The 23,115-nt window shown below is 63.5% G+C and carries 24 protein-coding genes and 2 pseudogenes; 11 read left to right on the top strand and 15 right to left on the bottom strand.

Annotated elements, in window-relative coordinates; genetic code table 11:
- The first annotated feature begins 1 nt into the window (after position 1).
- The 3 genes from EJ077_RS24105 (at position 2) to EJ077_RS32325 (ending at position 1,733) form a co-directional block, all read left to right on the top strand.
- Positions 2 to 1,015, top strand: coding sequence for an acyltransferase family protein (locus EJ077_RS24105; protein WP_208696887.1), 1,014 nt, complete (start codon positions 2 to 4; stop codon positions 1,013 to 1,015).
- Between the two features lie 174 nt (positions 1,016 to 1,189).
- Positions 1,190 to 1,384: a hypothetical protein gene (locus EJ077_RS24100; protein ID WP_208696886.1), complete on the top strand. Its 195-nt coding sequence runs from the start codon at positions 1,190 to 1,192 to the stop codon at positions 1,382 to 1,384.
- Positions 1,385 to 1,502: 118 nt separating this feature from the next.
- Positions 1,503 to 1,733, top strand: coding sequence for a hypothetical protein (locus EJ077_RS32325; protein WP_245458520.1), 231 nt, complete (start codon positions 1,503 to 1,505; stop codon positions 1,731 to 1,733).
- Here EJ077_RS32325 and EJ077_RS24095 read toward each other — a convergent pair.
- From EJ077_RS24095 to EJ077_RS24060, 8 genes and pseudogenes are all read right to left on the bottom strand, one after another.
- Positions 1,689 to 1,934 (bottom strand): hypothetical protein, encoded by a 246-nt coding sequence (locus tag EJ077_RS24095; RefSeq protein ID WP_208696885.1) that lies wholly within the window; start codon positions 1,932 to 1,934, stop codon positions 1,689 to 1,691. The genes EJ077_RS32325 and EJ077_RS24095 overlap by 45 nt on opposite strands.
- A 95-nt stretch (positions 1,935 to 2,029) precedes the next feature.
- Entirely contained in the window at positions 2,030 to 2,548 is a 519-nt protein-coding gene (locus EJ077_RS24090; protein WP_208696884.1) for a ferritin-like domain-containing protein, read from the bottom strand.
- A gap of 137 nt (positions 2,549 to 2,685) precedes the next feature.
- Positions 2,686 to 3,686: pseudogene (locus EJ077_RS24085) on the bottom strand (ATP-dependent DNA ligase).
- A gap of 74 nt (positions 3,687 to 3,760) precedes the next feature.
- The gene (locus tag EJ077_RS24080; protein WP_208696882.1) at positions 3,761 to 4,204 is read right to left on the bottom strand and encodes a PPC domain-containing DNA-binding protein; all 444 of its coding nucleotides are present in this window, start codon (positions 4,202 to 4,204) and stop codon (positions 3,761 to 3,763) included.
- Between the two features lie 24 nt (positions 4,205 to 4,228).
- Positions 4,229 to 4,546 (bottom strand): plasmid stabilization protein, encoded by a 318-nt coding sequence (locus tag EJ077_RS24075; RefSeq protein ID WP_208696880.1) that lies wholly within the window; start codon positions 4,544 to 4,546, stop codon positions 4,229 to 4,231.
- Positions 4,547 to 4,653: 107 nt separating this feature from the next.
- Positions 4,654 to 6,366: an HAD-IIB family hydrolase gene (locus tag EJ077_RS24070; protein ID WP_208696878.1), complete on the bottom strand. Its 1,713-nt coding sequence runs from the start codon at positions 6,364 to 6,366 to the stop codon at positions 4,654 to 4,656.
- A 10-nt stretch (positions 6,367 to 6,376) separates the two neighbouring features.
- Positions 6,377 to 7,348, bottom strand: coding sequence for an SDR family oxidoreductase (locus tag EJ077_RS24065; RefSeq protein ID WP_208696875.1), 972 nt, complete (start codon positions 7,346 to 7,348; stop codon positions 6,377 to 6,379).
- Positions 7,349 to 7,442: 94 nt separating this feature from the next.
- Positions 7,443 to 7,757, bottom strand: a complete 315-nt coding sequence (locus EJ077_RS24060) for a hypothetical protein (RefSeq protein WP_208696873.1) — start codon at positions 7,755 to 7,757, stop codon at positions 7,443 to 7,445.
- A 194-nt stretch (positions 7,758 to 7,951) separates the two neighbouring features.
- On the opposite strand from EJ077_RS24060, the gene EJ077_RS24055 reads away from it, so the two are divergent.
- The 6 genes and pseudogenes from EJ077_RS24055 to fghA all read left to right on the top strand — a co-directional run bounded on the left by EJ077_RS24055 (position 7,952) and on the right by fghA (position 13,786).
- Entirely contained in the window at positions 7,952 to 8,242 is a 291-nt protein-coding gene (locus tag EJ077_RS24055) for an ArsR/SmtB family transcription factor (protein ID WP_208696871.1), read from the top strand.
- Between the two features lie 33 nt (positions 8,243 to 8,275).
- Positions 8,276 to 9,390: pseudogene (locus EJ077_RS24050) on the top strand (alkene reductase).
- A gap of 98 nt (positions 9,391 to 9,488) precedes the next feature.
- A complete protein-coding gene (locus tag EJ077_RS24045; RefSeq protein WP_208696869.1) occupies positions 9,489 to 10,814 on the top strand; it encodes an LLM class flavin-dependent oxidoreductase in 1,326 nt (441 codons plus the stop codon).
- A 25-nt stretch (positions 10,815 to 10,839) separates the two neighbouring features.
- Positions 10,840 to 11,859: an NADP-dependent oxidoreductase gene (locus tag EJ077_RS24040; RefSeq protein WP_208696867.1), complete on the top strand. Its 1,020-nt coding sequence runs from the start codon at positions 10,840 to 10,842 to the stop codon at positions 11,857 to 11,859.
- Positions 11,860 to 12,158: 299 nt separating this feature from the next.
- Positions 12,159 to 12,719, top strand: coding sequence for an FMN reductase (msuE, locus tag EJ077_RS24035; RefSeq protein WP_208696865.1), 561 nt, complete (start codon positions 12,159 to 12,161; stop codon positions 12,717 to 12,719).
- A 209-nt stretch (positions 12,720 to 12,928) separates the two neighbouring features.
- Positions 12,929 to 13,786 (top strand): S-formylglutathione hydrolase, encoded by an 858-nt coding sequence (gene fghA / locus EJ077_RS24030; protein ID WP_208696863.1) that lies wholly within the window; start codon positions 12,929 to 12,931, stop codon positions 13,784 to 13,786.
- A 3-nt stretch (positions 13,787 to 13,789) separates the two neighbouring features.
- Here the strand turns inward: fghA and EJ077_RS24025 are convergent, their stop codons facing one another.
- The 6 genes from EJ077_RS24025 to EJ077_RS24000 all read right to left on the bottom strand — a co-directional run bounded on the left by EJ077_RS24025 (position 13,790) and on the right by EJ077_RS24000 (position 20,446).
- Positions 13,790 to 14,722 carry a nucleoside hydrolase gene (locus EJ077_RS24025; protein ID WP_208696861.1) on the bottom strand — a complete coding sequence of 311 codons (933 nt, stop codon included), beginning with the start codon at positions 14,720 to 14,722 and terminating at the stop codon, positions 13,790 to 13,792.
- Positions 14,723 to 14,733: 11 nt separating this feature from the next.
- Positions 14,734 to 15,747: a nucleoside hydrolase gene (locus EJ077_RS24020; protein WP_208696859.1), complete on the bottom strand. Its 1,014-nt coding sequence runs from the start codon at positions 15,745 to 15,747 to the stop codon at positions 14,734 to 14,736.
- A gap of 10 nt (positions 15,748 to 15,757) precedes the next feature.
- Positions 15,758 to 16,744, bottom strand: a complete 987-nt coding sequence (locus EJ077_RS24015) for an ABC transporter permease (protein WP_208696857.1) — start codon at positions 16,742 to 16,744, stop codon at positions 15,758 to 15,760.
- Positions 16,732 to 17,772, bottom strand: a complete 1,041-nt coding sequence (locus tag EJ077_RS24010; protein ID WP_208696855.1) for an ABC transporter permease — start codon at positions 17,770 to 17,772, stop codon at positions 16,732 to 16,734. The genes EJ077_RS24015 and EJ077_RS24010 overlap by 13 nt, the downstream gene beginning before the upstream one ends.
- Positions 17,772 to 19,337, bottom strand: coding sequence for an ABC transporter ATP-binding protein (locus EJ077_RS24005; protein WP_208703109.1), 1,566 nt, complete (start codon positions 19,335 to 19,337; stop codon positions 17,772 to 17,774). Before EJ077_RS24005 ends, EJ077_RS24010 begins: the two co-directional genes overlap by 1 nt.
- Positions 19,338 to 19,441: 104 nt before the next feature.
- Positions 19,442 to 20,446, bottom strand: coding sequence for a BMP family lipoprotein (locus tag EJ077_RS24000; RefSeq protein WP_208696854.1), 1,005 nt, complete (start codon positions 20,444 to 20,446; stop codon positions 19,442 to 19,444).
- A gap of 254 nt (positions 20,447 to 20,700) precedes the next feature.
- On the opposite strand from EJ077_RS24000, the gene EJ077_RS23995 reads away from it, so the two are divergent.
- Both EJ077_RS23995 and EJ077_RS23990 read left to right on the top strand, forming a co-directional pair.
- Complete coding sequence (locus tag EJ077_RS23995) at positions 20,701 to 21,285, top strand: amino acid synthesis family protein (RefSeq protein WP_208696853.1); 585 nt, start codon at positions 20,701 to 20,703, stop codon at positions 21,283 to 21,285.
- On the top strand, positions 21,282 to 21,866 hold the full coding sequence (locus EJ077_RS23990) for an amino acid synthesis family protein (protein ID WP_208696851.1): 585 nt from the start codon (positions 21,282 to 21,284) through the stop codon (positions 21,864 to 21,866). The genes EJ077_RS23995 and EJ077_RS23990 overlap by 4 nt, the downstream gene beginning before the upstream one ends.
- A gap of 21 nt (positions 21,867 to 21,887) precedes the next feature.
- Here the strand turns inward: EJ077_RS23990 and EJ077_RS23985 are convergent, their stop codons facing one another.
- On the bottom strand, positions 21,888 to 23,081 hold the full coding sequence (locus tag EJ077_RS23985; protein ID WP_208696849.1) for an amidohydrolase family protein: 1,194 nt from the start codon (positions 23,079 to 23,081) through the stop codon (positions 21,888 to 21,890).
- Positions 23,082 to 23,115: the final 34 nt, after the last annotated feature.

The following is a 23,115-nucleotide window of genomic DNA, read 5'->3' as shown; positions in this document are numbered from 1 at the left end:
CTTGATCTGGTCCTTGCAAGTACTTCGCTTCGTTGCCGCGCTGATGGTCGTATATGTCCACGCGGCCCAGACCGCCGTTACGGCCACCGGATCCAATGGCCTGTTACCTCACGATTTGCAGGTGGCCGGCTTCGCCGGCGTTGACATCTTCTTTGTCATATCAGGGGTGATCATTGCCAGGACGGCACCTGGCCTGACCTGGCGATCCTTCGCTTGGAGACGGTTCCGGCGCATTGTTCCGCTCTACCTGCTGATCAGCATCCCCTATGCGATCGTCGCCTACAAAACCGGCTTCGGCTGGCGGGACGCGGTGGCGACACTCCTGCTGTGGCCCGCCACGGATCAAATGACCGCGCCAGCGCTGCCCGCAGCCTGGACGCTGTGCTTCGAAATGCTGTTCTACGCCGCCGCAACCATCGTTCTCGTCGACCGGCGGCTGCTGTGGGGCCTCCTCGGTATCTTCGGCCTCGCAATGATGTTTCGCTCGGCGGGTCCGGTGCTGCAGTTTCTTGGCAACCCGCTGATCATCGAGTTCGGCTTTGGCATCGCTCTCGCCTATACACCCAGGTGGAAACCGGCGGTGTGGTGCCTGCCGATCGGCGCCGCGGCGATGATCGCCGTGGGATTCATCGGGATGGCGCCGCAAGGGGGGACGATGGAGTTTCTCGCCGGCGATAACGGGTTCCAGCGCGTGCTGGTCTACGGTCTCCCGGCGGCGATGATCGTCTTCGGCACGATGCAGATCGACGCACAGCCGAGCGCATGGACGGTTCTCGGCGATGCCTCCTACATGCTTTATCTGATCCACACTCTGCCGATAACGCTGCTTCTGATGGTGTGGACCGTTTTTCCGATTCCTGCCGACCTCATCATCGTGATCGGCACAGCCACATCAGTTCTTTTCGCTTGGCGAATGTACATTCGATTCGAATTGCCGCTGCGCAAATTCCTCCAGCGGTATGATCCCCAGTTGAAGACCGGCCGCCATCCAACTGGCGTGGCATTGCGGGATTGACTGATTGCTTCGACAGAAGCTGCCCAGCTTCGGGACCGAAATCTCGTTCCCGACGACTCTCCATGATCGGCGGCACCAGTCACGAAATATTACGTGAGGGAACGCCCGGGCCGCCGGTAGCTTTGACAATCGAGGCGGATGTCGCCTCGTTCAAAACTCCAAAGGAGATCAAGGATGCCCAATCAAGGTGGAAGCCATGAGGAGCATGTGAAAGCAGGCCAGCAGAGCCATAAGAACATGGACGACAAGAACCGTCAGCAGCAGGCGGCGGGCGGCAGCCAACGCCAGCAAGGTGATGGCTCGGGCACGCGCGGCGGGACCCATGAACAGCATGTGAAGGCTGGCCAGCAAAGCCACAAGAATCGCTAGCCAGAGCTGATGGCACCGAGCCCGTCCCGAGCAATCGGGATGGGTTCTGCATGTCACACCACTCATCGAAAGCCGCCCGGTTCACTGCCGGCCAGCAAACCGAGAGAAAAGGATTTTGATGTCCCATCCTAGAGAACCGGATCCCAACCGTGACGTGCCCATGCCAGCTCCCAATTGGAAGCCCGAGCCGATCGGCGAACCGGAGCCGGACGGATTGCCCGACGAGGCGCCGTTACCCAATCCTGATGAGAATGAAGAGCCCCGATGCATGCTGCGGGCTGACCGGATTGCGCACGTCCTTGGATCACTCTTCGTCGAAGCGGCCGCCTTCCCGCGAAGGATCGCGTGAAATGACCGCCTCCTCGACATCGTCGGGCAATGCCTCGTCGCTTTCCTGGTAGGGGTTGTCGTCGTCTTCCTCGGGCAAGTCGCCCTCAGCCTCGTCTTCCACCGCCGCGTTGTCGGGAAGGATTTTCGCCCCTTCGAGCGCGTCCCAGTCCTGCTGCTCCATGGCGGGGCGTTCGGTTTCGCTGGTGTCTTCGGCCTGCACCGCGGGTTGCTCTGTTTTGCGGGGTCCATCGTCGTTCTCCGAAATCCTGAGGAGTTTGCCCCGGTCGCCTGGCGCCCGGGGCACAAACTTGCCACCTAGGCGGCCTGTTCCAGGGCACGCTCGTTGACGCCGCCCTCGCCAAGGCTGGAAAGTGCCTCGTCGGTCGCCATCTCCTCCTCGAGGGTTGCGTTGAGGAGCTTGACCACATCGCTCTTGCCGACCTGTTCGGCCCAGGCAATCAGCGTGCCGTAGCGCGCGATCTCGTAGTGTTCGACGGCCTGCGCCGCGCCAACCAACCCGGCGTCCAGCGCCGGGGCGCCCTTGTATTCCTCGAGGATTTCCGACCCCTCTTCGAGGATGCCGTCGATGGCGGGGCAGGTCTTGCCCCGTGCCGGCTTGTCGAGAAGCTCGAAGACCTGTTCGAGGCGATCGACCTGGCCCTCGGTCTCCGCCAGATGTTTCTCGAACGCCGCCGCAACGTCTTCGGATTCGGCGCCCTTTGCCATCTTCGGCAGCGCCTTCAGGATTTTCTTCTCGGCATAGTAAATGTCCTTCAGCCCGTCGAGGAACAGGGCTTCAAGGCCCTTCGTTGCCGCTTTCTTCGCAGTCGCCATGATTGTCATCTCCAATTGTCGTGAAGCCCACCAGCGGTGTAGCTGGGGCACAACTTGCTATCAGGACGGTTGTTCCAGCCGTCTCGCAAAGAGGCTGCCTCCGGCTCGGCGCGCGCGCCACCGTGGGGCCAACTCCGTCACTGGATCTGCCGCATGGTGCACTGACGCGGCGCCTTGTCCGGCCGCCAGCGCAACAATTTGGTGCCATGCCGGAACCTGTCGCCGGTAACGTGATCGAAGCGGACCTCAACCACCAGTTCAGGCCGCAGGGGCTCCCATTCGCCGCTGCGCTGCGTGCTCCAGCGGCTCGGTCCTCCTGGCGCCTTGCCGGTGAAGCCAGGTCCGCCACGCAGCTTTTCCAGCTTTCGGGTGATGCCGGCCCGGTCGTCCCTGCCGATGGTCGAGGTAAAGCCGACATGGTCGAGTTTGCCGCTTTCATCGTAGAGGCCGAGCAGGAGCGAGCCGACCTCCTTGCTGCCGGCCAGATAGCGAAATCCGCCAACCACGCAGTCGGCCGTACGCAACCGTTTGACCTTGACCATCGTGCGTTCGCCAGGCCGGTAGGGGCCGGCCAGCAATTTGGCGACCACGCCATCGGTGGGGCCGTGGCCGGCCCCTCCAGCCAGCGCCTGGCGGCCGCCGGATCAGTCGCGCTTGGCGAGAGCCGCAAGCCGGGTTTGGCGCACTCCTGAACGAAGCCCTCGACCGCCCGGCGGCGTCTCGACAACGGCTCGTCAAGCAGGATCGTCCCGCCCGGCGCAACCGGCATGTCAAACAGGATCAGCCGCGCCGGCGTTTGCGCGCTCAGCTTGCGGATGCGGCTTTCGGCCGGGTGAAGCCGCATCTGCAGGGCGTCGAAGGAAAGCCGGCCTTCAAATTCGACGACGATTTCGCCATCGACAACGAAGTTACCGGCCTCGACCTGCTGCAGCATGGCGACGAGCTCCGGGAAGTAACGGCCGAGAGGTTTGCCGGATTTCGCGCGCAGGTCGACATCCGTGTGGCCTTTGAAGGCGAGGCAGCGAAACCCGTCCCATTTGGGCTCGTATTGCCAAAGGCCTTCCCCTTCCGGCAGGGCATCAGCAGCCTTGGCCTCCATGGGAGGCGTGTTCAGGGGGAGGGCAAACCTGTCCGTCATTGGCTTCACCATCGCCCTCCGGGCCGCCGCCGTCGCGTCGCGAACCCCCACCCACAAGACAGCTCGCGGCGGCTTCAGGCACCGAGGTCGATCAAAGCCACACCGAACTCGGCGCGCTTGCGGCGCCGCAGATGGCCCGGCACTTCCACCACGGTGACTTCCAGTGTCGGGCGAACGGTGCCTTCGATCAGATGGCCGCCTTTGGTCGTGCCGTCGCTCAGGCCAAGCACCGCGTGGACATGAAGACTGGGCTTGCCGTCATCGCCCGTCGCGATGTCACCGATCGCGCTCAGTACCTCGCATTGTTGGTCGATCGGGATCTTTCTATAGCTCTTCGTCTCCGGGTCGAACCAGCCGACCGTGGCCCGTTGGAACGCGCCGATCGCCGTCAGGGACGCCCCACCGATGTTGTGCTTGGCCGCGAAGCTGGTCAGCGCCGTGAATGCTTCCTCGCCAGCGTCAAGCACGACGACGAATGTCCGTTGCCTGTCGGCTTCGCTGACCAGTCGCGATTTCACGGCTGTTCCGATCCTTGTGGCCCATCAATGGGCGTGGTGTTCGGCATTCCTCTTGCGCGTCGCCGCCGCCTTCTTTGCCGATTCGGACCGGCTCGCGGCCGATCGGGAAGCGGACGCCTTTCCGCCGCTCTTGCCGCCCTTGTGCGCAGCTGAATGGCCGGTGTGCTTGCCACGCCCGGAGCCACCTTCCTTCTTGCCGCCACCATCGTCCTTGTTGACCGTTGCCCATGCGCGTCGCTCGGCTTCCTTGTCGGAAACGCCACGCTTCTCATAGCCTTCGGCGATATGGTCGGCCTTGCGTTCCTGCTTGTCGGTGTATTTGGATTTCTCGCCTCGTGGCATGATCGTTACTCCTTCTCGCTGGAGGTTGAACGTCAGGTCGGCGCCCTGGTTCCAACGCGGTCGGCGAACCGGCCGTTCCCGACATCGCCATCACCGCGGCTTGGCTGCTACCCCTCAGGCGCCGTCGCGGGTGCCGTGTAGCGCCGTCGAACGGCATCGAGCACCCGTTTGCGGCTCTCTTCCGCCGAAAGCTTCCTGTCCTTTTCCGCCTCGGCGGTTTCGCGGGCAAGGTCCTTGTCCCTGATCTGGTGGCGGAACCATTTCGAATAGTCGCCCGCGCGCAGATGGAACTCCCAGGTCTTGTCGTCTATGCCTTCGGCCATCTGCGCAAAGATCATCAGATTGTGGGCCCTGAGGTTCATTGCATCGTCGGGACCGCGGAAATAGAAGCTGCCGGTTTCATCGAGTTGGCCCTCGGCATATTTGCGGCTGTGGCGCTTGAGAGACTGGCGAGGTTCGATCACCTTGACCGTAGTGAGCTTTTTGCGCACCTGCGGCCGCCAGAAAAGAACCCGGTCGCCCTTGGGTGTGGGGATCTCCTTCGGTGGCTCGATGCCGGTCTCGCGGCAGAAGGCCTTCACCACGTCCTTCGCCTTCGGGCCAAGGGCGATAACGGCCGTAACCAGGCGCAGGGCGTCGGTCGAAATCGCTTCGGGATGGACGGTGATCAGGATTGTTCCCGGCAGTTCCAGGGAGAGCACGGAGCGCGTATCGTCGCGCCGCTTCGGAAGAAGATGGTGCGCTTCGTCGATGACCAGCCAATGCGGTCTGGCGGTGCGGCGGCGGAAGCTGCCAAGGCCAGGCAGCAGGTCGGCAAAGAAGTCAGGCCGTTCGTTGACACGCAGCGCGAGCCCGTTGACGACGACATTGCTGTCGGCCTTGGCGATCAGATCCAGCACCTGCGCCTTTGTCGGCGCGCTCGATCCGTCCCCCAGCCGAACCGCACCCTCGAGGCCATCATAATCGCCCTCGGGGTCGAAGACGCAAAACTGAAACCGGTTCTCGACGAAGCGTTCCGTCAGCGCGGTGGCCAGGGTCGATTTGCCGATGCCCGAACTGCCGGCGATGAGCACGCTTTCGGTCGGCGACAGATAGATGTCGTCGCCACCGGACGATCCCAGAACAATGCCGTCATGACGCCTCGGTACGATCCCGTGGTCGCGCTCGATCAGCTTGGCGATCAGTTCCTCGACGCCTTTGCCGCGTACGCCGCGCGTGACCAGGTTTGCGGTGCTCTTGACCGCGGGAATGGCATTGTCGACCGCAACGCTGCAGCCGCAGGCCTGCAGGAAGGCATGATCGTTCTCGGCGTCGCCGATACCCACCACATTGTGCGGCGACAGGCGAAGATCCTCGAGCGCAGCCGCCAGCCCGGTGGCTTTGTTGACGCCGCTCGGCAGGATCATCACCGCGCCCTTGTTGAAGATGATTTCGAGCTCGAGCCCCATCTTCTTGATGACTTCGAGCACGGTCGCCTGATGTGGCTCCCAGGTGGCGACGATCGACCGTCCCACCGAAAGTGGCTTCACCCCCTGCTTTTTCAACCTGGTGACGAATTTGGGCTCCGGCGATGGCGAGATCACCCGCTCCTCCTCGCTCGCCGGGGTGTAGATCAGGGCACCGTTCTCGGCGACGACCTTGTCGAACAGGCCGACATCGGGAAACACGCGCTTGAGGTCGGGCAGCTCGCGTCCGGTGACCAGAAGCAGTTTGCGGCCACTTTTCTTGAACCGCTCCAATGCGGCGAGCGTCTTCTTGGAGACAGCCCCGTCATGCGCGAGCGTCCCGTCATAATCGGTCGCCAAGGCAATGAAATACATTGCGATGACCTCAGTAGCCGCCGACGATCGGCAGGATCTCGCCGGTGATGTAACTCGAGCATTGCGGAGAGGCCAGGAACACATAGGCCGGAGCCAGTTCCTCCGGCTGTGCCGGCCGTTTCATCGGCGTGTCCGCGCCGAATTTCGAGACGTCGTCGGCTTGCTTGTCGGACGGATTGAGCGGCGTCCACACCGGGCCAGGCGCGACCGCGTTCACTCTGATGCCCTTGGCGATGAGATTGCCCGAAAGCGCGCGCGTGAAGGCATGGATGCCGCCCTTGGTCATCGAATAGTCGACCAGTTGCTTCGAGCCGTCTATGCCGGTAACCGAACCGGTGTTGACGATCGCCGAGCCCGGCTTCATGTGCGGCACCGCTTCCTGTGCCATATGGAAATAGCCATAGAGATTGGTCTTCAGCGTCGTGTCGAAATGTTCTTCGGTCAGGTCGCTGAAGTCGCTGGAATGGATCTGGAAGGCGGCGTTGTTGACCAGCACGTCGATGCGGCCGAATGTTTTGACCGTGGCCGCCACGGCATCGTGGCAGTCCTGCCGTTCGCTGACGTCGGCCTTGATCAGGATGCAGCGTCGACCTTCTTTTTCGACGGCGGATTTCGTCTCTTCGGCGTCCCTGTCCTCGGCTAGGTAGACGATCGCGATATCGGCGCCTTCACGGGCGAACAATACCGCCACCGCACGACCGATGCCGGAATCGCCGCCGGTGATGAGAGCCACCTTCTCCTCGAGTTTCCTTGATCCGAGATAATAGGGAGCATCGTAGAGCGGGGCAGGTTCGATCGCCGCTTCATGCCCGGGTTTGGCCTGATGTTGCTTGGGGAAGGGCGGCTCGGGATAGGTGCGCGCGCCTGCCTGCATGGCGTGCGCCGCCTTGCCGTTGCGCTTCGATTTGTCCCTGGCATCGACGCCGCGCTGGATATGGCGCTGTTTGGCGGCTTCACCGGCGGTCCGGGATTTCGTCTGCATGGTTGTCTCCTCGCTGAAGAAAGTTCAACGCGCGGCAAACCGAAAATTCAGCGCGACGCATAAGCTTGTCGAAGGTATCGCCGCCCCGCCCGCGTCAGTCCTTGACATAGGCGCCGGGTTGGCGGCCCGATCTTGGAGACTTCGCGTCCTTCGAGTGTTCGGAGATCGCCGGGCCTGCACCGGATGTCTTTTCGGTTGCAGGGCTGGGTGTCGCCTTGCCGGACGGGTTCTGCCCTTCGGACTGATGTGTTTCCTCATTTGTTTGATCCGCCGGTCGCGTGAGCCCCATTCCGCTTGCCGGCGGCTTGTTGCCCGCCGCGTCGGGCGAGAAATCGTCGCTCGGATCCGGGGCGGTCCTGGCGGGATATTTCCGTGCGCCGGTTTCATATTCGGTCCTGTCGCGTGCCATGGCTGCCTCCGTGTTTGCCTGAACGCAAAACAGCCGCGAGCCGATCAGGTTCCGAACAAACGCCTTTGAACTGCCATTCAGGCTGTGCCGGCAGGGCAAGTGTTTCGCATCGGCCGGCAAAAACAGAATGTCGTTCCTTACGGATCGCATAGGTGCGATATAAATATCGGCTACTGGCGATATATAGGGAACTCATGGATCACGATGCCATCCTGAAGGCGTTGGCCCATCCGGTTCGGCGCGAAATGCTGAACTGGTTGAAAGAGCCGGAAAGGCATTTCGCGAGCCAGGAACATCCGCTGGCCATGGGCGTTTGCGCGGGGCAGTTCGAACGTTGCGGTCTGTCGCAATCAACCGTGTCGGCCCATCTCGCCACGCTTTCATCGGCGGATCTGGTGACGACGCGCCGCCTTGGTCAATGGGTCTTCTACAAGCGGAACGACGAAACGATCGCCGCTTTCCGCGCTTCGCTCTCCGATATCTGAACCTGCATTTGCTTGAGTATGAAAGGCCTTCCGATGACCACACTTTTCGACCCGATAGCGGCTGGCGACCTCGCCCTCGCCAACCGTATCGTCATGGCGCCGTTGACGCGCAATCGTTCACCGAATGCGGTTCCAGGGGATCTGTCCGTCACCTATTACCGCCAGCGTGCCACCGCGGGCCTGATCGTGACCGAAGCGACCGCGATCACTCATCAGGGCCAGGGCTATGCGAATGTGCCGGGTCTTTACGCGCCAGAACAACTCGCCGGGTGGAAGAAGGTCACCGACGCAGTGCACGCCGAAGGCGGCAAGATCGTCGTTCAGCTCTGGCACGTCGGTCGGATTTCGCACACATCGCTGCAGCCGGGTGGCGGCAAGCCCGTCGCGCCGTCGGCGATCCGCGCGAAATCCAAGACCTTCCTGGTCGGAGCCGACGGCAGCGGCAGCTTTGCCGAGACGTCCGAGCCGCGGGCGCTGGAGGAAGGCGAGATCCAGGGTATCGTGCAAGACTTCCGGCGCGCGGCGAAAGCGGCAATCGAGGTCGCCGGTTTCGACGGCGTCGAGATCCACGCGGCCAATGGCTATCTTCTCGACCAGTTCCTGCGTTCGGGCAGCAATAATCGGACCGATGCGTATGGCGGTCCGATCGAGAACCGTGCCCGCTTCCTGTTCGAGGTGGTGGAGGCGGTCGTCGGGGAAGTCGGCGCCGGGCGGACCGGCATTAGGCTCTCGCCGGTGACGCCGGCCAATGACTCCTCCGATCCCGAACCTCAGCCGTTGTTCGAATACGTGGCCAGGAGACTCGGCCGCCATGGATTGGCCTATATTCACGTCATTGAAGGCGCGACCGGTGGGGCCCGCGATTTCCAGCAAGGCGAGCGGCCGTTCAACTATGCCGCTTTCAAGGCGGCCTATCGCGATGCGGGCGGCGCCGGCGCCTGGCTGGTCAACAATGGCTATGACAGGGAACTCGCGGAAGCTGCGGTCGGGGAGGGGCGTGCCGATCTGGTCGCTTTCGGAAAATTGTTCATCGCCAATCCCGATCTCGTAGGCAGATTACAGCAAGGCATCGCGCTCAACGCACCAGACAGCAATACGTTCTACGGGGCAGTTCGAAGGGATACACGGACTATCCGACGGCGGCATAGCAGGTCGCCGACTGAACTGAAGTTCCGGCGGATCGCGGTCAATCCCGCCATGCCGGAACTTCGGCCGATTACTCAATGCCACTCGGGGTGCCCAGCCCATGACACATAAAAAGCAGCTGCGGCTCGGTGCGTTCATGCGCCCGGTCAGTTTGCACACAGGCGCCTGGCGCTATCCTGGTGCCTATCCGGACGCCAATTTCAATTTTGCCCATCTGAAGCGCTTCGCCCAGACGCTTGAGGCGGCGAAGTTCGATGCCTTCTTCATGGCCGATCATCTGGCAGTGCTCAACATGCCGATCGAAGCGCTCCGGCGCAGCCATACGGCAACGTCGTTCGAGCCATTCACGCTGCTGTCGGCGCTGGCCGCCGTCACCGATCATATCGGGCTGGTCGCCACGGCATCCACGACCTTCGACGCGCCCTATCATGTCGCGCGCCGCTTCGCCTCGCTCGATCATATCAGTGGCGGCCGCGCCGGCTGGAACATCGTCACCACGTCCAATCCCGACGCGGCGCTGAACTTCGGTCTCGACGAACATGTCGAGCATGACGAGCGTTACCGGCGGGCGCGGGAGTTCCACGATGTCGTGACCGGGCTGTGGGACAGCTTTGCCGACGACGCCTTCATCCGCGATCCTGAGAGCGGGCTCTATTTCGACCCGGCCCGGCTGCATGTGCTGGATCACAAGGGCGAGCATCTTTCGGTGCGGGGCCCCCTCAACATCGCCCGCCCGGTGCAGGGCTGGCCGGTCATTGTCCAGGCCGGCGCGTCGGAAGCCGGACGGCAACTGGCGGCCGAGACGGCGGAGGTCATCTTCGCCGCCCATGCCGACCTCGCCGCCGGGCAGCGTTTCTTTGCCGACGTCAAGGGCCGGGCGCAGAAACTCGGCCGCTCGCGCGACGACATCAAGATCCTGCCCGGCGCCTTCGTCATCGTCGGCGACAGCGCCGAGGAAGCACAGGCCAAGCGGGCCAGGCTCGACAGCCTCGTCTATTACGAAAGCGGCATCGCCTCGCTGTCGATCGCGCTCGGACATGACGCATCCGGCTTCGACCCGGACGCGCACCTGCCGGACATTCCCGAAACCAACGCCAGCAGGAGCGGCCGCGAGCGCGTCATCGAACTGGCGCGCCAGGAGAAGCTCACCGTCAGGCAGCTCGCGCAAAGGCTGGGCGGCTATTCCGGCCTTGCCTTCGTCGGCACGCCAGGGACCATCGCCGACGACATGGAGGAATGGCTCATCGCCGAGGGTTCCGACGGGTTCAACGTCATGTTTCCCTATCTGCCAGCCGGACTTGACGATTTTGTCGGCAAGGTCGTGCCTGAACTGCAGCGGCGGGGCATATTCAGGACGCAGTATGAAGGATCGACGCTGCGGGAGAATCTCGGCCTGAGGCGGCCTCCCAACAGGTTCTTTGCGTAGAACGTCATCCGGGGAGAGCTATGCAATGTCGACGCTGACGAACACCCGCATCGTGCTCGCGGCGCGGCCGCAAGGGCGGCCCAAGCAGAGCGATTTCCGCGTCGAGTCCGTCGCCATCGGCGAGCCGGGCGAGGGCGAACTGCTGTTGCAGATCCTCTATCTGTCGCTTGATCCGTATATGCGCGGCCGCATGAACGCCGCCAGGTCCTACGCCAAGCCGGTCGAGATCGACGGCGTGATGGAGGGCGGCACGGTGGCGCGTGTCGTCAAATCCCGCCATGCCGGCTTCGCCGAGGTCGATATCGTGCTGTCTCACTCGGGATGGCAGAGCTTTGCCGTTTCCGACGGCGTCGGGCTGCGCAAGCTCGAACCAGCGGCGGCGCCCGTCACCACCGCCCTCGGAGTGCTCGGCATGCCAGGCTTCACCGCCTATGCCGGCCTGCTCACCATAGGACGGCCAAAAGCCGGCGAGACCGTGGTCGTGGCGGCCGCCAGCGGCGCGGTCGGATCGGCCGTCGGCCAGATCGCGCGCATCAAGGGGGCTCGTGCGGTCGGCATTGCCGGCGGCCCCGAAAAATGTGCTTTCGTGCGGCAGGAGCTCGGCTTCGACGCGGTCGTGGACCACCATGCCGAAAATTTTGCCGAGCAACTGAAGGTTGCCTGTCCCGGAGGCATCGACGTCTATTTCGAGAATGTCGGCGGTCCGGTCTGGGATGTGGTGTTTCCGCTGCTCAACGAGTTCGCGCGCGTTCCGGTCTGCGGGTTGATCGCGCAGTACAACATCCCTGCGGATTCCGGCGCCGACCGGCTTCCGGCGCTGATGCAGCAGGTGCTGCATCGCAGCCTGACGATAAGGGGCTTCATCCAGCGCAAATTTGTCGATCAACGTCCAGCCTTCTATCGCGAGATGGCCGAATGGATAGCGTCCGGGCGTGTGCGGTACCGGGAAGATATCGTGGACGGTATAGGGAATGCGCCGCAAGCTTTTCTGGGGCTTCTCGAGGGAAAGAATTTCGGCAAGCTCATTGTGCGGGTCGCGGGATAGTCATCTCCCGGGCGGCCAATTCGGGAGGCAGTCTTTTAGGAATGAGAGCATGGCCATACACTTCCGTGCCTGCCGGGCCGCTTCATGGCCGGGCTCGCCCTCGCAGGCAATCCCGTCGAGCCGATTGATGCGCGTGCTGCCAGACACCGCCATGCTTCTTCTTCAGCGCGTCCCGGGAAGAAAAATCTTCTCCGGTTTCGTCCTACAGTGATCGTCAATTCCTTTCGTTCGACATCAATGTCTATAAAAACTATGGACATTCTGGCACACCGGTTCGAACATACAACAAGGCGTCCATCATGACCAATCCGGCCATTGTCGGCTTCTCCGGCAATTTCACGCGGCCCTCCAAGACCCGCGGCTTCGTGGACCATATCGTGACGGAGATTGCCGGGCGATACGGACTCTCCGCCAGCACTCATGACATCGTCGATCTCGGTCCCAGTCTTGGCAGCGCCAAGGGGACGCGCGACCTGGATGGACAGGCCCGCGCCATTCTCGAGCGGATCCTGGCCGCCGATGTCCTGGTGGTCGGCTCGCCCACCTACAAGGGCAGCTATACCGGTCTGTTCAAGCATTTCTTCGATCTCGTCGATCCGGCGGCCCTGAGGGGCAAGCCGGTGCTATTGGCGGCGACCGGCGGCGGCGACCGCCATGCGCTGATCGTCGAGCATCAGCTGCGGCCGCTGTTCGGCTTCTTTGAAGCCTTTGCGCTGCCGACGGCCGTCTACGCCTCGGAGAAGGATTTCGTCGACGGCGTGCTGGCATCCGAAGCGATCCGGAGCCGCGTCGGCCTTGCGGTTGACGATGTCGGCCTGGCGCTCTTCGGCAGGCAGCGCGCCAGGATCGCCGCCGAGTAGCGTGCTCCGGAATATATATCCCGCGCGCCAACCTCGTCAGGCGCGCGGTGGGGCGACTTCCAGGGGCTACCTGAACCTCTTGGCCGTCCGGGTAGAAATCGGACGTAGCCAGCAATCCAAATGTCCAATCCGTCAAGGTTGCCGTGGTCCCAGCCGATGCCGTAGACAAGCGGCGGTGAATCACGGTTTCCGTTGGCGGAGAAGAACACATGTCGGATCGGATGAAGATCATCTCCGCTGCTAGGTCGCATGGCGGCGTGCAGGGCGTCTATTCCCACCCTTCGGAAGTCTGCGCCTGCGACATGACGTTTGCCGTCTTCGTGCCGCCGCAGGCCCGTGAAAGACCTTGCCCTGTCGTATGGTACCTCTCCGGTCTCACCTGCACCCACGCCAATGTCATGGACAAGGGAGAGTACAGGCGCATGGCCGCCGAGCTCGGCCTGATCGTCGTCTGTCCCGACACCAGTCCGCGCGGCGCCGATATTCCCGACGAGAAGGACAATTGGCAATTTGGCAGCGGCGCCGGCTTCTATCTCGATGCCACGCAGGAACCCTATGCCAGTAATTATCGCATGTATTCCTATGTCACCCAGGAATTGCCGGCGCTGATCGCGGCGGAATTTCCGGCCGACATGACGCGTCAGGCGATCTTCGGCCACTCGATGGGTGGACATGGCGCATTGACCATCGCGCTGAAGAATCCCGAACGCTTCAAGAGCTGCTCGGCCTTCGCGGCGATCGTACAGCCCAGCACCGCCGGCTGGTCGAAGCCGGCCTTCGAAAAATATCTCGGTTCCGACGAGAAATCATGGCGGCGCTACGATGCCACCTTGCTCATCGAGGATGGCCACCGCTTCGCCGAGTTTTTCGTCGACCAAGGGACATCGGATGGATTTCTCGACGACGGACTGAGGCCCTGGCTCCTGGAAGCGGCCTGCGCCAAGGCCGGCATTGCGCTGACGCTGCGCATGCAGGACGGCTACGATCACTCGTATTTCTTCATTTCGACATTCATGGACGACCATCTGAGATGGCACGCCCGCAGATTGTTGGATGCTGAAGTCTGAAGTCTAACCCCGCAGCAGGTCGAACATCAGCTTGAAGAAACGGTCCGCGTCGACCTCACAGGCGATACGCGCATTGTCCTTTTCACCGCGCTCGCCCCAGAAATCGGCAACCGTCGCGCCGAACGCATAGGTGCCCGACAGATCGACGCCGATATGAGCCGGGCGCGTGCGCACCAGTGTCGGGTCGATGGCCAGCGCCAGAGCCAACGGGTCGTGCATGGCGCCGCCGACGCCCATCGAGTTGCGGTGCAGCTTCTCGTAGAACAGCAGCCAGTCGTTGACGAGCTTGCCGAGCGGCGTGTCGATCGTGGCAAGCTCGGCATATTGCGGCGGCTCGATCAGCACCTGCATGGTGACGTCGAGGCCGACCATCAGGATCGGCACGCCGCTGTCCAGCACGATCTTCAGAGCCTCCGGGTCGCAGAAGGCATTGAATTCCGTCGGCGTGATGATCTCGCTCTTGCGGTAGAACACACCGCCCATCCAGATCAGTTCCTTGATCTTAGACAGCACATCGCGATGCTTGAGGATCATCAGGCCGATATTGGTCAGCGGTCCCGTGGCGACGACCAGGATCGGCTCGGGCGCGGCGCGGAGCTTGTCGGCCAGGAAATCGACGGCGTGCCGGTCGACCGGCTTGATCGTGGCCTGCGGCAGATAGGGCGAGCCCTCGAGGCCGCTCGGGCCGTCGGCGGTGCCGAGGACCAGCGGCCGCGCCAGCGGACGGTGACACCCCCGCGCGACCGGCACGTCGCCGGCGCCGATGTACTCCAGGATGCGCAAGGCGTTGGCGGTCGTTTTCTCGACCTCGGCATTGCCGCATGTCGTGGTGACGCCGACGAGTTCGATAGCCGGCGAGCGATGCGCCATGACCAGCGCAATGGCGTCGTCATGGCCGGGATCGCAGTCGAACAGGATGGGAGTTGCAATGGTCATTCTATCGGTCCTCACGCCGCTTGTTCGTAGCGCGCGATGGTTTGCTTGAAGATGTTCAGGAAGCGGCGGCCGTCGAGATCGGTGCAGATGCGCGTGGTCTTCGGTCCGCCGCCGGGCAGCAGCTGCCGGCCGCGATGGGCAACCGTCTGTCCGCGCGCGAGGCGCCCGTCCAGTACGACGTCGACGAAGAGCGGTTCGGTCATCGTGGCCAGGGCCGGATCGAAGGCCAGCGCCACGGTGATGACGTCATCCATCGGGAAGCCGACGAGGTCGAAGAACTCGCGCCAGATGTCGATGTAGATCGGAAAGCTGTCGGTGATCATGTCCAGGACGGCATTCTTCCGCGCCACGGCCTGCATGTCGGCGATGTCGTCGCGCGTCAGCATCGAGGCGGCGACGCGGTTGTCCTCGCAGATATCGAGCGGCACCAGGATCTTGTCGACGTCGGCGTTGAGCACGATGCGCGAGGCCTCAGGATCTGCCCATATGTTGTATTCCGACAGCGGCGTGATGTTGCCGGGCGTCTGGAAGTTGCCGCCCAGCACCATGAGCCGCTTCAGCGCGCCGGTCAGGCGCGGCTCCTGCAGCAGCGCCATCGCCGCATTGGTCAATGGGCCTGTGGTCACCAGCGTGATCTCGCCCGGATTGGCCATTACCGTATCGATGATGAAATCGACGGCATGTCCCGGCGTCGCCTGGCGCGACGGGGTCGGCGCCGGCGGGTTGAACTTCTTCAGCCGGTCGCCGAAGCGGGCAACGAGCCGCTTCTCGAAATGGACCGGCGCCTCCATGTCGGCCTTGGCATTGCCGACGATCGGCCGCCAGGCGCCGGCATGGACCGGGATGTCGTCGCGCCCGGCAAGCGTCAGCGTGTTGAGCACGACATTGGTGACCTGCTCGATCGGGCCTGCCGCGCCGGTCACGGTGGTCACGCCTTCGAGCCGGACATTCGGGTTCGCCGCGGCAAACAGCACGGCCAGAATGTCGTCGCCGGCGGAATCCACGTCGAGGATTATGCGTTCCATGAGAGTTCCTTCATTGCGGATTTTTGTCGACCGCGGCGCTGTTCCTGTCCGCCGACAAGAGTTTCTGCATCGACGCCAGCGTCTCCTTGATGATCTTTGGCCGTGCCCGGTAGGACAGCGCGAACAGCGCGGTCAGTGCCACGACATAAGGCACGGTCAGCACCAGATACGACGGAAATCCGAAGGTCTGCAGGCGCAGCGAGAAGGCGTCGGCGAAGCCGAACAGCAGGCAGCCGGCCAGCACCTTGAGCGGATCGCCGTTGGAGAAGATCAGGATCGCCACCGCCATGAAGCCGCGACCCGACGACATGTTCTCGGTGAACATGGTGATGTAGCCGAGCGACAGATGCGCGCCGGCCAGTCCCGCCAGCAATCCGCACAGCAGCGAGGCGATGTAGCGGACGCGGGTGATCGAGATGCCGAGCGCCTCGGCCGCCTCGGGCTTTTCGCCGACGACGCGGATATAGAGCCCGAGCCGGGTGCGGTTGTAGAACAGCACCAGCAGCGGCACCGCGATGAACGCGACATAGACGATCGGCGTGAACCCCGAGATCAGCGGCGCCCATGAGCCGAGCAGTGCCTGCGCGCCGGGTATCTGCACCTTGGGCAGGCCGACAATGCCGTGACCGACGATCGATCCGCGCGTGCCGAAAATCGCTTTCATCAGCGAGATCGTCATGCCGCCGGCAAGGATGTTGAGCGCCAGCCCGACGACCACTTCATTGGCCCGGAAGGTCACCACCAAAACGGCAAAGGCGAGCGCGAAGGCAAGTGCCGCGGCGACACCGCAGGCGACACCCGCGAAGGCCGAACCCGTCCAGATCGAGCCGATGACGGCGAAGAAGGCGCCGGCCAGCATCTGTCCCTCTAGACCGATGTTGAAGATGCCGGCCTTGGTGGTGAACGACCCGCCGAGAGCGACCAGGAGAATGGGCGCGGTGGTGCGCAGCGTCGCCGCGATCAGCGCGACGTTGATGAGCTTATCTAGAATTTCCATCGCCGCTCCCCCGCCTGGCTGTCGCCGCGGCGCTTGATCAGAACCTGCGCCGATACGCTGAGGATGATCAGAGCCTGGATCACGGTGATGATTTCGCGTGACGCGCTGGTATCGACCTCGAGCAGCAGCGACCCGCTGCGCAGCGCGCCAAAGAACAGCGCCGTGACGATGGTGGCAACCGGCGAGCCGTTGGCGAGCAGGGCGGCGATCAGCCCGTCGAAGCCGAAGCCAGGAGCAAAGCCTTCCATGAACCGGTGATGCACGCCGAGAGTCTCGACACCACCGGCCAGTCCGCCGACGGCGCCCGAAAGCAGCAGGACCACGAAGCCCTGGCGTTTCACGTTGACGCCGCCATATTCGGCGAATTTCGGCGCCGAACCGACCATGGTCACGCCGTAGCCCCAACTGGTGTAGCGGAAGACCAGCGCGACGCCGACCGCCAGCAGCAGGCCGATCGCAAGTCCCCAGTTCAGCCGCGAGAATGAAAAAATCTCCGGCAGATAGGCCGTCGCCAGGATCGGCGGTGTCTCCGACCAGCCGCCGGGCCGCTTGAACAGGAAGATGGTGAAATAGGAGGTGAGCAGAACGGCGATGTAGTTCGACAGGATTGTCGAGACCACTTCGTTGGTGTTGTAGCGGGCGCGGAAATAGGCGGGGATGGCGACCCAGGCGGCACCCGCGACGATCGCGAGCGCCAACGCAGCCAGTGTATGGATGCCCGCCGGCAGGGAAAAGCTGAAGCCGACCCAGGCGGCGGCAAATCCGCCCAGGAAAAGCTGGCCCTCGATGCCGACATTGAACATGCCGCCGCGCAGCCCGATGCAGGCGGCGACGCCACAGATCAGGATCGGTGTCGTCTGCAGCAAGGTACCGGCAATTTTCTCCTGGTCGCCGAAAGCGCCGCGCAGCAGCGTCATCAAGACACGGATCGGGCTTTCGCCGACCATGAGGATGATGATGGCTCCCAGCAGCAAGGCAACGCCGATGGCGATGATCTGACCGGAAAAGGCGCGCAAGCGGTCGCTCATCATGCGGGCTCCAGCTCAGGCGATACGCCCGCCATCATCATGCCGATACGGTCCTCGTCGGCATCATCACCGGCGACTTCGCCCATGATCCGCCCGTTGAACATCACCAGGATGCGATCGGCAAGCGCCGCCAGCTCATCAAGCTGCACGGAAATCAGAAGGATCGCACGGCCGGCCGCGCGCTGGCGCATGATCTCGTCATGGATGGCCTCCTGGGCGCCGATGTCGACGCCGCGCGTCGGCTGATCGATCAGCAGGAAGTCGGCACCATTGGTGAATTCGCGCGCCAGCACGACCTTCTGGATATTGCCGCCCGACAGCCGCTTGACGGGATCGCCCGACCCTTGCGCGCGAATATCGAAGCTCTTGATCAGCCCTCCGGCATTCCCGGCGATCGCCTTCCAGTCCAGCACGCCGCCGCGGCTCCACGGTGCACGATGCTGGCGGCCCATTAGCGTGTTTGCCGCGATCGACGCATTGCGGTCGACCCCGCGCACCATGCGGTCGCCCGGAACATGAGCAAGGCCGGCCTCGCGGATCGCGGCGGGGGAGAGCATGGTGAGGTCCTGGCCTTTCAGCCAGGCCGCGCCATGGCTTGCCGGCCGCAGGCCGGAAAGCACCTCCGCCAGCTCCGTCTGCCCATTGCCGGCCACGCCGGCGATTCCCACCACTTCGCCGGCGCAAACGGTGAAACTGGCGCCGCGAACAGCCGGCAGCCGGCGGTCGTCACGCGCCCACAGATCCTTGACGTCCAGCACGATGTCGCCGTCAAGCGCCGCGCGCGGCCGGCGGTCGAAACTGACCTCGCGGCCGACCATCATGCGCACCAGCTCGTCCTTGCTGAGTTCCGATGTCGGACGGGTTGCCACCTTCCTGCCGTTGCGCAGCACCGTCACCGTGTCGGACACCTCCATCACCTCTTCCAGATGGTGCGAGATGAAGATCACCGTCATGCCTTCGGCCACGAAACTGCGCAGTGTCTGGAACAGCTCACGGCTCTCCTGCGGCGTCAGCACGGCGGTCGGCTCGTCGAGGATGATGGTGCGGGCGCCGCGCACCAGAACCTTGAGGATTTCGATGCGCTGCTCGATGCCGACCGAGAGCAGTCCGACGCGCTCGGTCGGGTCGACATGCAGCCCGAAACGCTTCGACAGATCGCGTGTGCGTTCGATCTGGGCGGCATGGTCGATCAATCCATGACGGCGGATTTCCATGCCGAGAAAGACGTTGTCGGCGACAGAGAGCGAAGGCACCAGCTTGAAATGCTGGTGCACCATGCCGAGCCCGGCTTTGATGGCGGCGGCCGGATCGGCGACCACGGTCGTCTCGCCATTCAACTGGATCGAGCCCTCGTCCGGCTGGAGCAGGCCGAACAGGATGTTCATCAGCGTCGTCTTGCCGGCGCCGTTCTCGCCGATGATGGCGTGAATTTCGCCACGGCGCACGGCCAGGTCGATGCCGTCATTGGCGATGAAGGCGCCGAAACGCTTGGTGATGGCAGCCAGCTCGACGGCCATCGCGGAGGTGCTGTGGAGGGGCGGTGACCCCGGCGCGTTCGACACGATGCTCTCCCAGATTGGGGGCTCTCATAAACTGGACGCTGATCCGTCGCGGCAAGCCGCGACGGATCAGCGTAGCGCTTTCTTGGGAGTGATGCGCTGTTGCTGGCCTATTTCGCCTTGGTGATCGCGATCTTGCCGTCGACGATGCCCTTTTTGATGTCTTCCAGCTTGGCGGTCACGTCCGCCGGGATCTTGGGGGCGATATCGTCGCACACCTTGAACTCGACACCGCCCGAAGCGAGATCGAACGTGCGGGTGCCGGCGGTCACCTTGTGGCCCCCGACCTCGTCCTTGATCAGCGTGTAGACCGCGATGTCGCCCCGCTTCAACATGCTGCCGAGCACATTCCCGGGAGCCGTGCCGCACATGTCGATATCGACGCCGATCGAATATTTGTCGGCTGCGGCGCTTGCCTGCATCACGCCTTCACCTGTCGGGCCGGCAACGTTGTAGACGATGTCGGAACCCTGGCCGTAAAGCGCCTGGGCAAGTTCGCTGCCCTTGGCCGGGTCGTCGAAGGTTCCGGCGAACACGGAATTCACCTTCACATCGGGCGCGGCATATTTTGCGCCCTGCTCGTAGCCGCCGAGGAAGTTGCGGATCACCGGGATATCGCGGCCGCCGACGAAACCGATTGCCTTGCCGTCGCCGATCTTGGGAAATTCACTGCCCTTGGCTTCGATCATGCCGGCCAGCGCGCCGGCGACGAACGAACCCTGCTCCTCGGCGAAGTTGGCGTAGATCATGTTGGGATTGTCGAGCACGCCGTCGATGAACACGAAGCGCTGGTCGGGATATTCCTTGCTGACCTTCTGCAACGAGTCCACCAGCTCCCAGCCCATCACGAAGATGAGGTCGTACTGCTTGCCCTTAGCGAGGTTTTCGAACTGCTCCTCATAGTCGAGGGCACGATTGCCGGTGTCGACCAGCTTGAGGTCTATGCCGAAATCGGTCTTGGCCTTGTTGAGGCCGTTGACGATCGAAACGCCGAAGCCCTGTGCGAAATATCCCGAGATGGCGGCCACGGAAACCTTGGACTGTGCGGCGGCCGATCCCAACGAAACGGCAAGCATCGTGCCGGCCAGAAACAAACTCTTGAGCGCCCTTGTCATGTCATTCCCCTTCAGCTTTTTTCAGCTTTTGAAGCCACGCCTTGACCATCCCCATATATCGCCGAGCACTGGCGAGTTCGTTGATGGTCATATGAGTTTATGAGCGGCCAAACAGGCTGTCAATCGTCCTCCGGTGCAGTTTTCTCACCGCTTTGTCCGCATGGTCCCCGTCGACGCTTGACAAATATCGGCGATGCATAATTGTTGATACTCTAACGAGTTTCATCAGAACGACGGGACGAAGGAAACGCGCCATGCCGGCTGTTGCGGTCAGGAAATTTCTGGTTCAGGTCGAAGAGATCTTCCATGAGGGCGGCCCCCTCGCGGCGCGCCCGCCCAAGCGCGGCGCGATCGTGGCCGTCATCGCCAACCCGTTTGCCGGACGCTACGTGGAAGAGATCACCGGATTCATGGAGGATCTGAAGCCGCTCGGCCTCGACATGGCCCGGCGCCTGATCGACGCCATGGGCGAGGGGGTTTCAGCCATCGAAGGCTATGGCAAGGGTGCCGTCGTCGGCGCCGCCGGCGAGCTCGAACACGGTGCGCTCTGGCACAATCCGGGCGGCTACGCGATGCGCGAACTTCTCGGCAACGCCAGGGCTATCGTACCGTCGACCAAGAAGGTCGGTGGCCCGGGAACGCGCATCGACATTCCGATAACGCACATAAACGCCTCCTATGTGCGTAGCCATTTCGACGCCATCGAGATCGGCGTCGGCGATGCGCCGCGCAGCGACGAGATGGCTGTCATCCTGGCGATGACGACCGGGGCGCGTGTTCACGCACGGGTCGGTGGCCTGGCTGCGGCCGATATCAAGGGCGAGGACGGATTGCGATGAGCCCGGAAATCCGCCGCATTATCACCATCGTCGAGGAAACCCGGATCGAAGGTGGCCGCCCCGTCGATCCGCCAACGCGTCGCGCCGCGGCGATCGCGGTGATCCGTAACCCCTATGCCGGCACTTTTGTCGAGGATTTGTCTGCGCTGAGTGTCGTTGGCGAGGCGTTGGGCGACATCTTGCCCAGACGGGCCGTCGCGGCCCTAGGCATTGGCGGCGACCAGGTCGAGAGCTTCGGCAAAGCCGCCGCCGTCGGCGCCGATGGCGAGCTTGAACACGCCGCCGCCATCCTTCATCCAACGCTCGGCGCCCCGTTCCGCGATGTGCTCGGCAAGGGCGCCGCGCTCATCCCCTCATCGAAGAAGCGTGGCGGTCTCGGCGTGCCGCTCGACATTCCGCTCGGCCACAAGGACGCGGCGCGGGTGCGCAGCCATTTCGACGGCATGGAGGTTCGCGTTCCCGATGCACCGCGTGCCGACGAGATCGTCGTCGCCATCGCCGTCACCGATTCCGGCAGGCCGCATCCCCGTGTCGGCGGGCTGACCAAGGACAAGATCGTCGGCAAGGACGGCGTAAGTTGATGCGTTCGCAGGTGGCTGCCGCTACGCCGCCCTGACTTCCGGCACCCGCATCGCCGGCGGGGTGTTGCGGCTGCGGCCGGTTCGCACCTCGCCGTCGATGATCACCATGCCGATGCCCGGCAAATTGCCGAGCGCCACGCTGTCGAGCAGTCCGTCACCGGCGCCGCCGATCGCCTGGTCGATGAATATGAGATCGGCGGCGCGGCCGACCTCGATGATGCCGCGGTCAGCCAGTCCGCGCACGCGCGCCGTGTTGCCGCTGGCAAGGCAGAACGCCACTTCCGGGGCGATACCGCCCAGCGAAGCCAGCATCGTCAGCGTCCTCAGGATGCCGAGTGGTTGCACGCCCGATCCGGCCGGGCTGTCGGTGCCGAGGATGACGCGCGAAAGTTCGCCGCGCTGCCTTGCCAGCTCGAGCACGAACAGGCCGGTGCGCAGATTGCCGTTGTGGACGATTTCCAGCGCGCGCGAGCCGTTCTCGCAGATCTGCCGGATCTCGGCTTCCGGCAGTGCCGTCGGTCCGCCATTGACGTGAGCCACGATGTCCGCATCGACCTCCAGCACGACATCGGCGCCGATGCGGCCGGATCCGGGCAGGGATGGGCCGCCCGTATGGGTCATCGAAGTCATGCCGTATTTGCGCGCCCAGCCGATCATCTGGCGGCCGGTCGGACCATCCTTGACGCCGCCGAGCCCGACCTCGCCGACGAGCGTCACGCCGGCCTCGGCGAGGGCGCGGAAATCCTCCTCGACCAGGCCTGGTTCCAGTATGGGAGCGCCGGCCAGGATCTTCATGCCGTTGGGCCGGAAGTTGGAGAAGGTCCTCTGCGCCGCGATCGCCAGCGCCTTCAGCCCGACCAGGTCGCGCGGGCGGCCCGGTGTGTGGACCTCTCCCGCCGAAATGATCGTGGCGACGCCGCCATGAACGGTCGAGTCCATCCAGCCGATCTGGTTTTGCCGCGGCGTCCAATCGCCCGCGACCGGATGGACATGGTTGTCGATGAGCCCCGGCGCCACGGCGCAGCCCATCGCGTCGATGATCGTCGCCGCATTGCCGCTGTCGACCTCGCTTGCCTTGCCGATGGCGGAAATGCGCCCGTCGGCAACGACAATGGTGTCGGCCTCGAGGATCGGTCGGCCGAGGTCACCGCTCAGCATCAGGCCGATATTGCGGACGACGAGCGTGTTGGCAGACGACTTGGGGTCGGACGACATCGGTTCTCACTTCTGCTGGTATGGAAGGTCCCGA

The organism is Mesorhizobium sp. M8A.F.Ca.ET.057.01.1.1, from assembly GCF_003952565.1.
Taxonomy (GTDB): Bacteria; Pseudomonadota; Alphaproteobacteria; order Rhizobiales; family Rhizobiaceae; genus Mesorhizobium.
The sequence above is the reverse complement of the archived record's forward strand: the minus strand, read 5'-3'. Positions and strand labels throughout refer to the sequence as shown.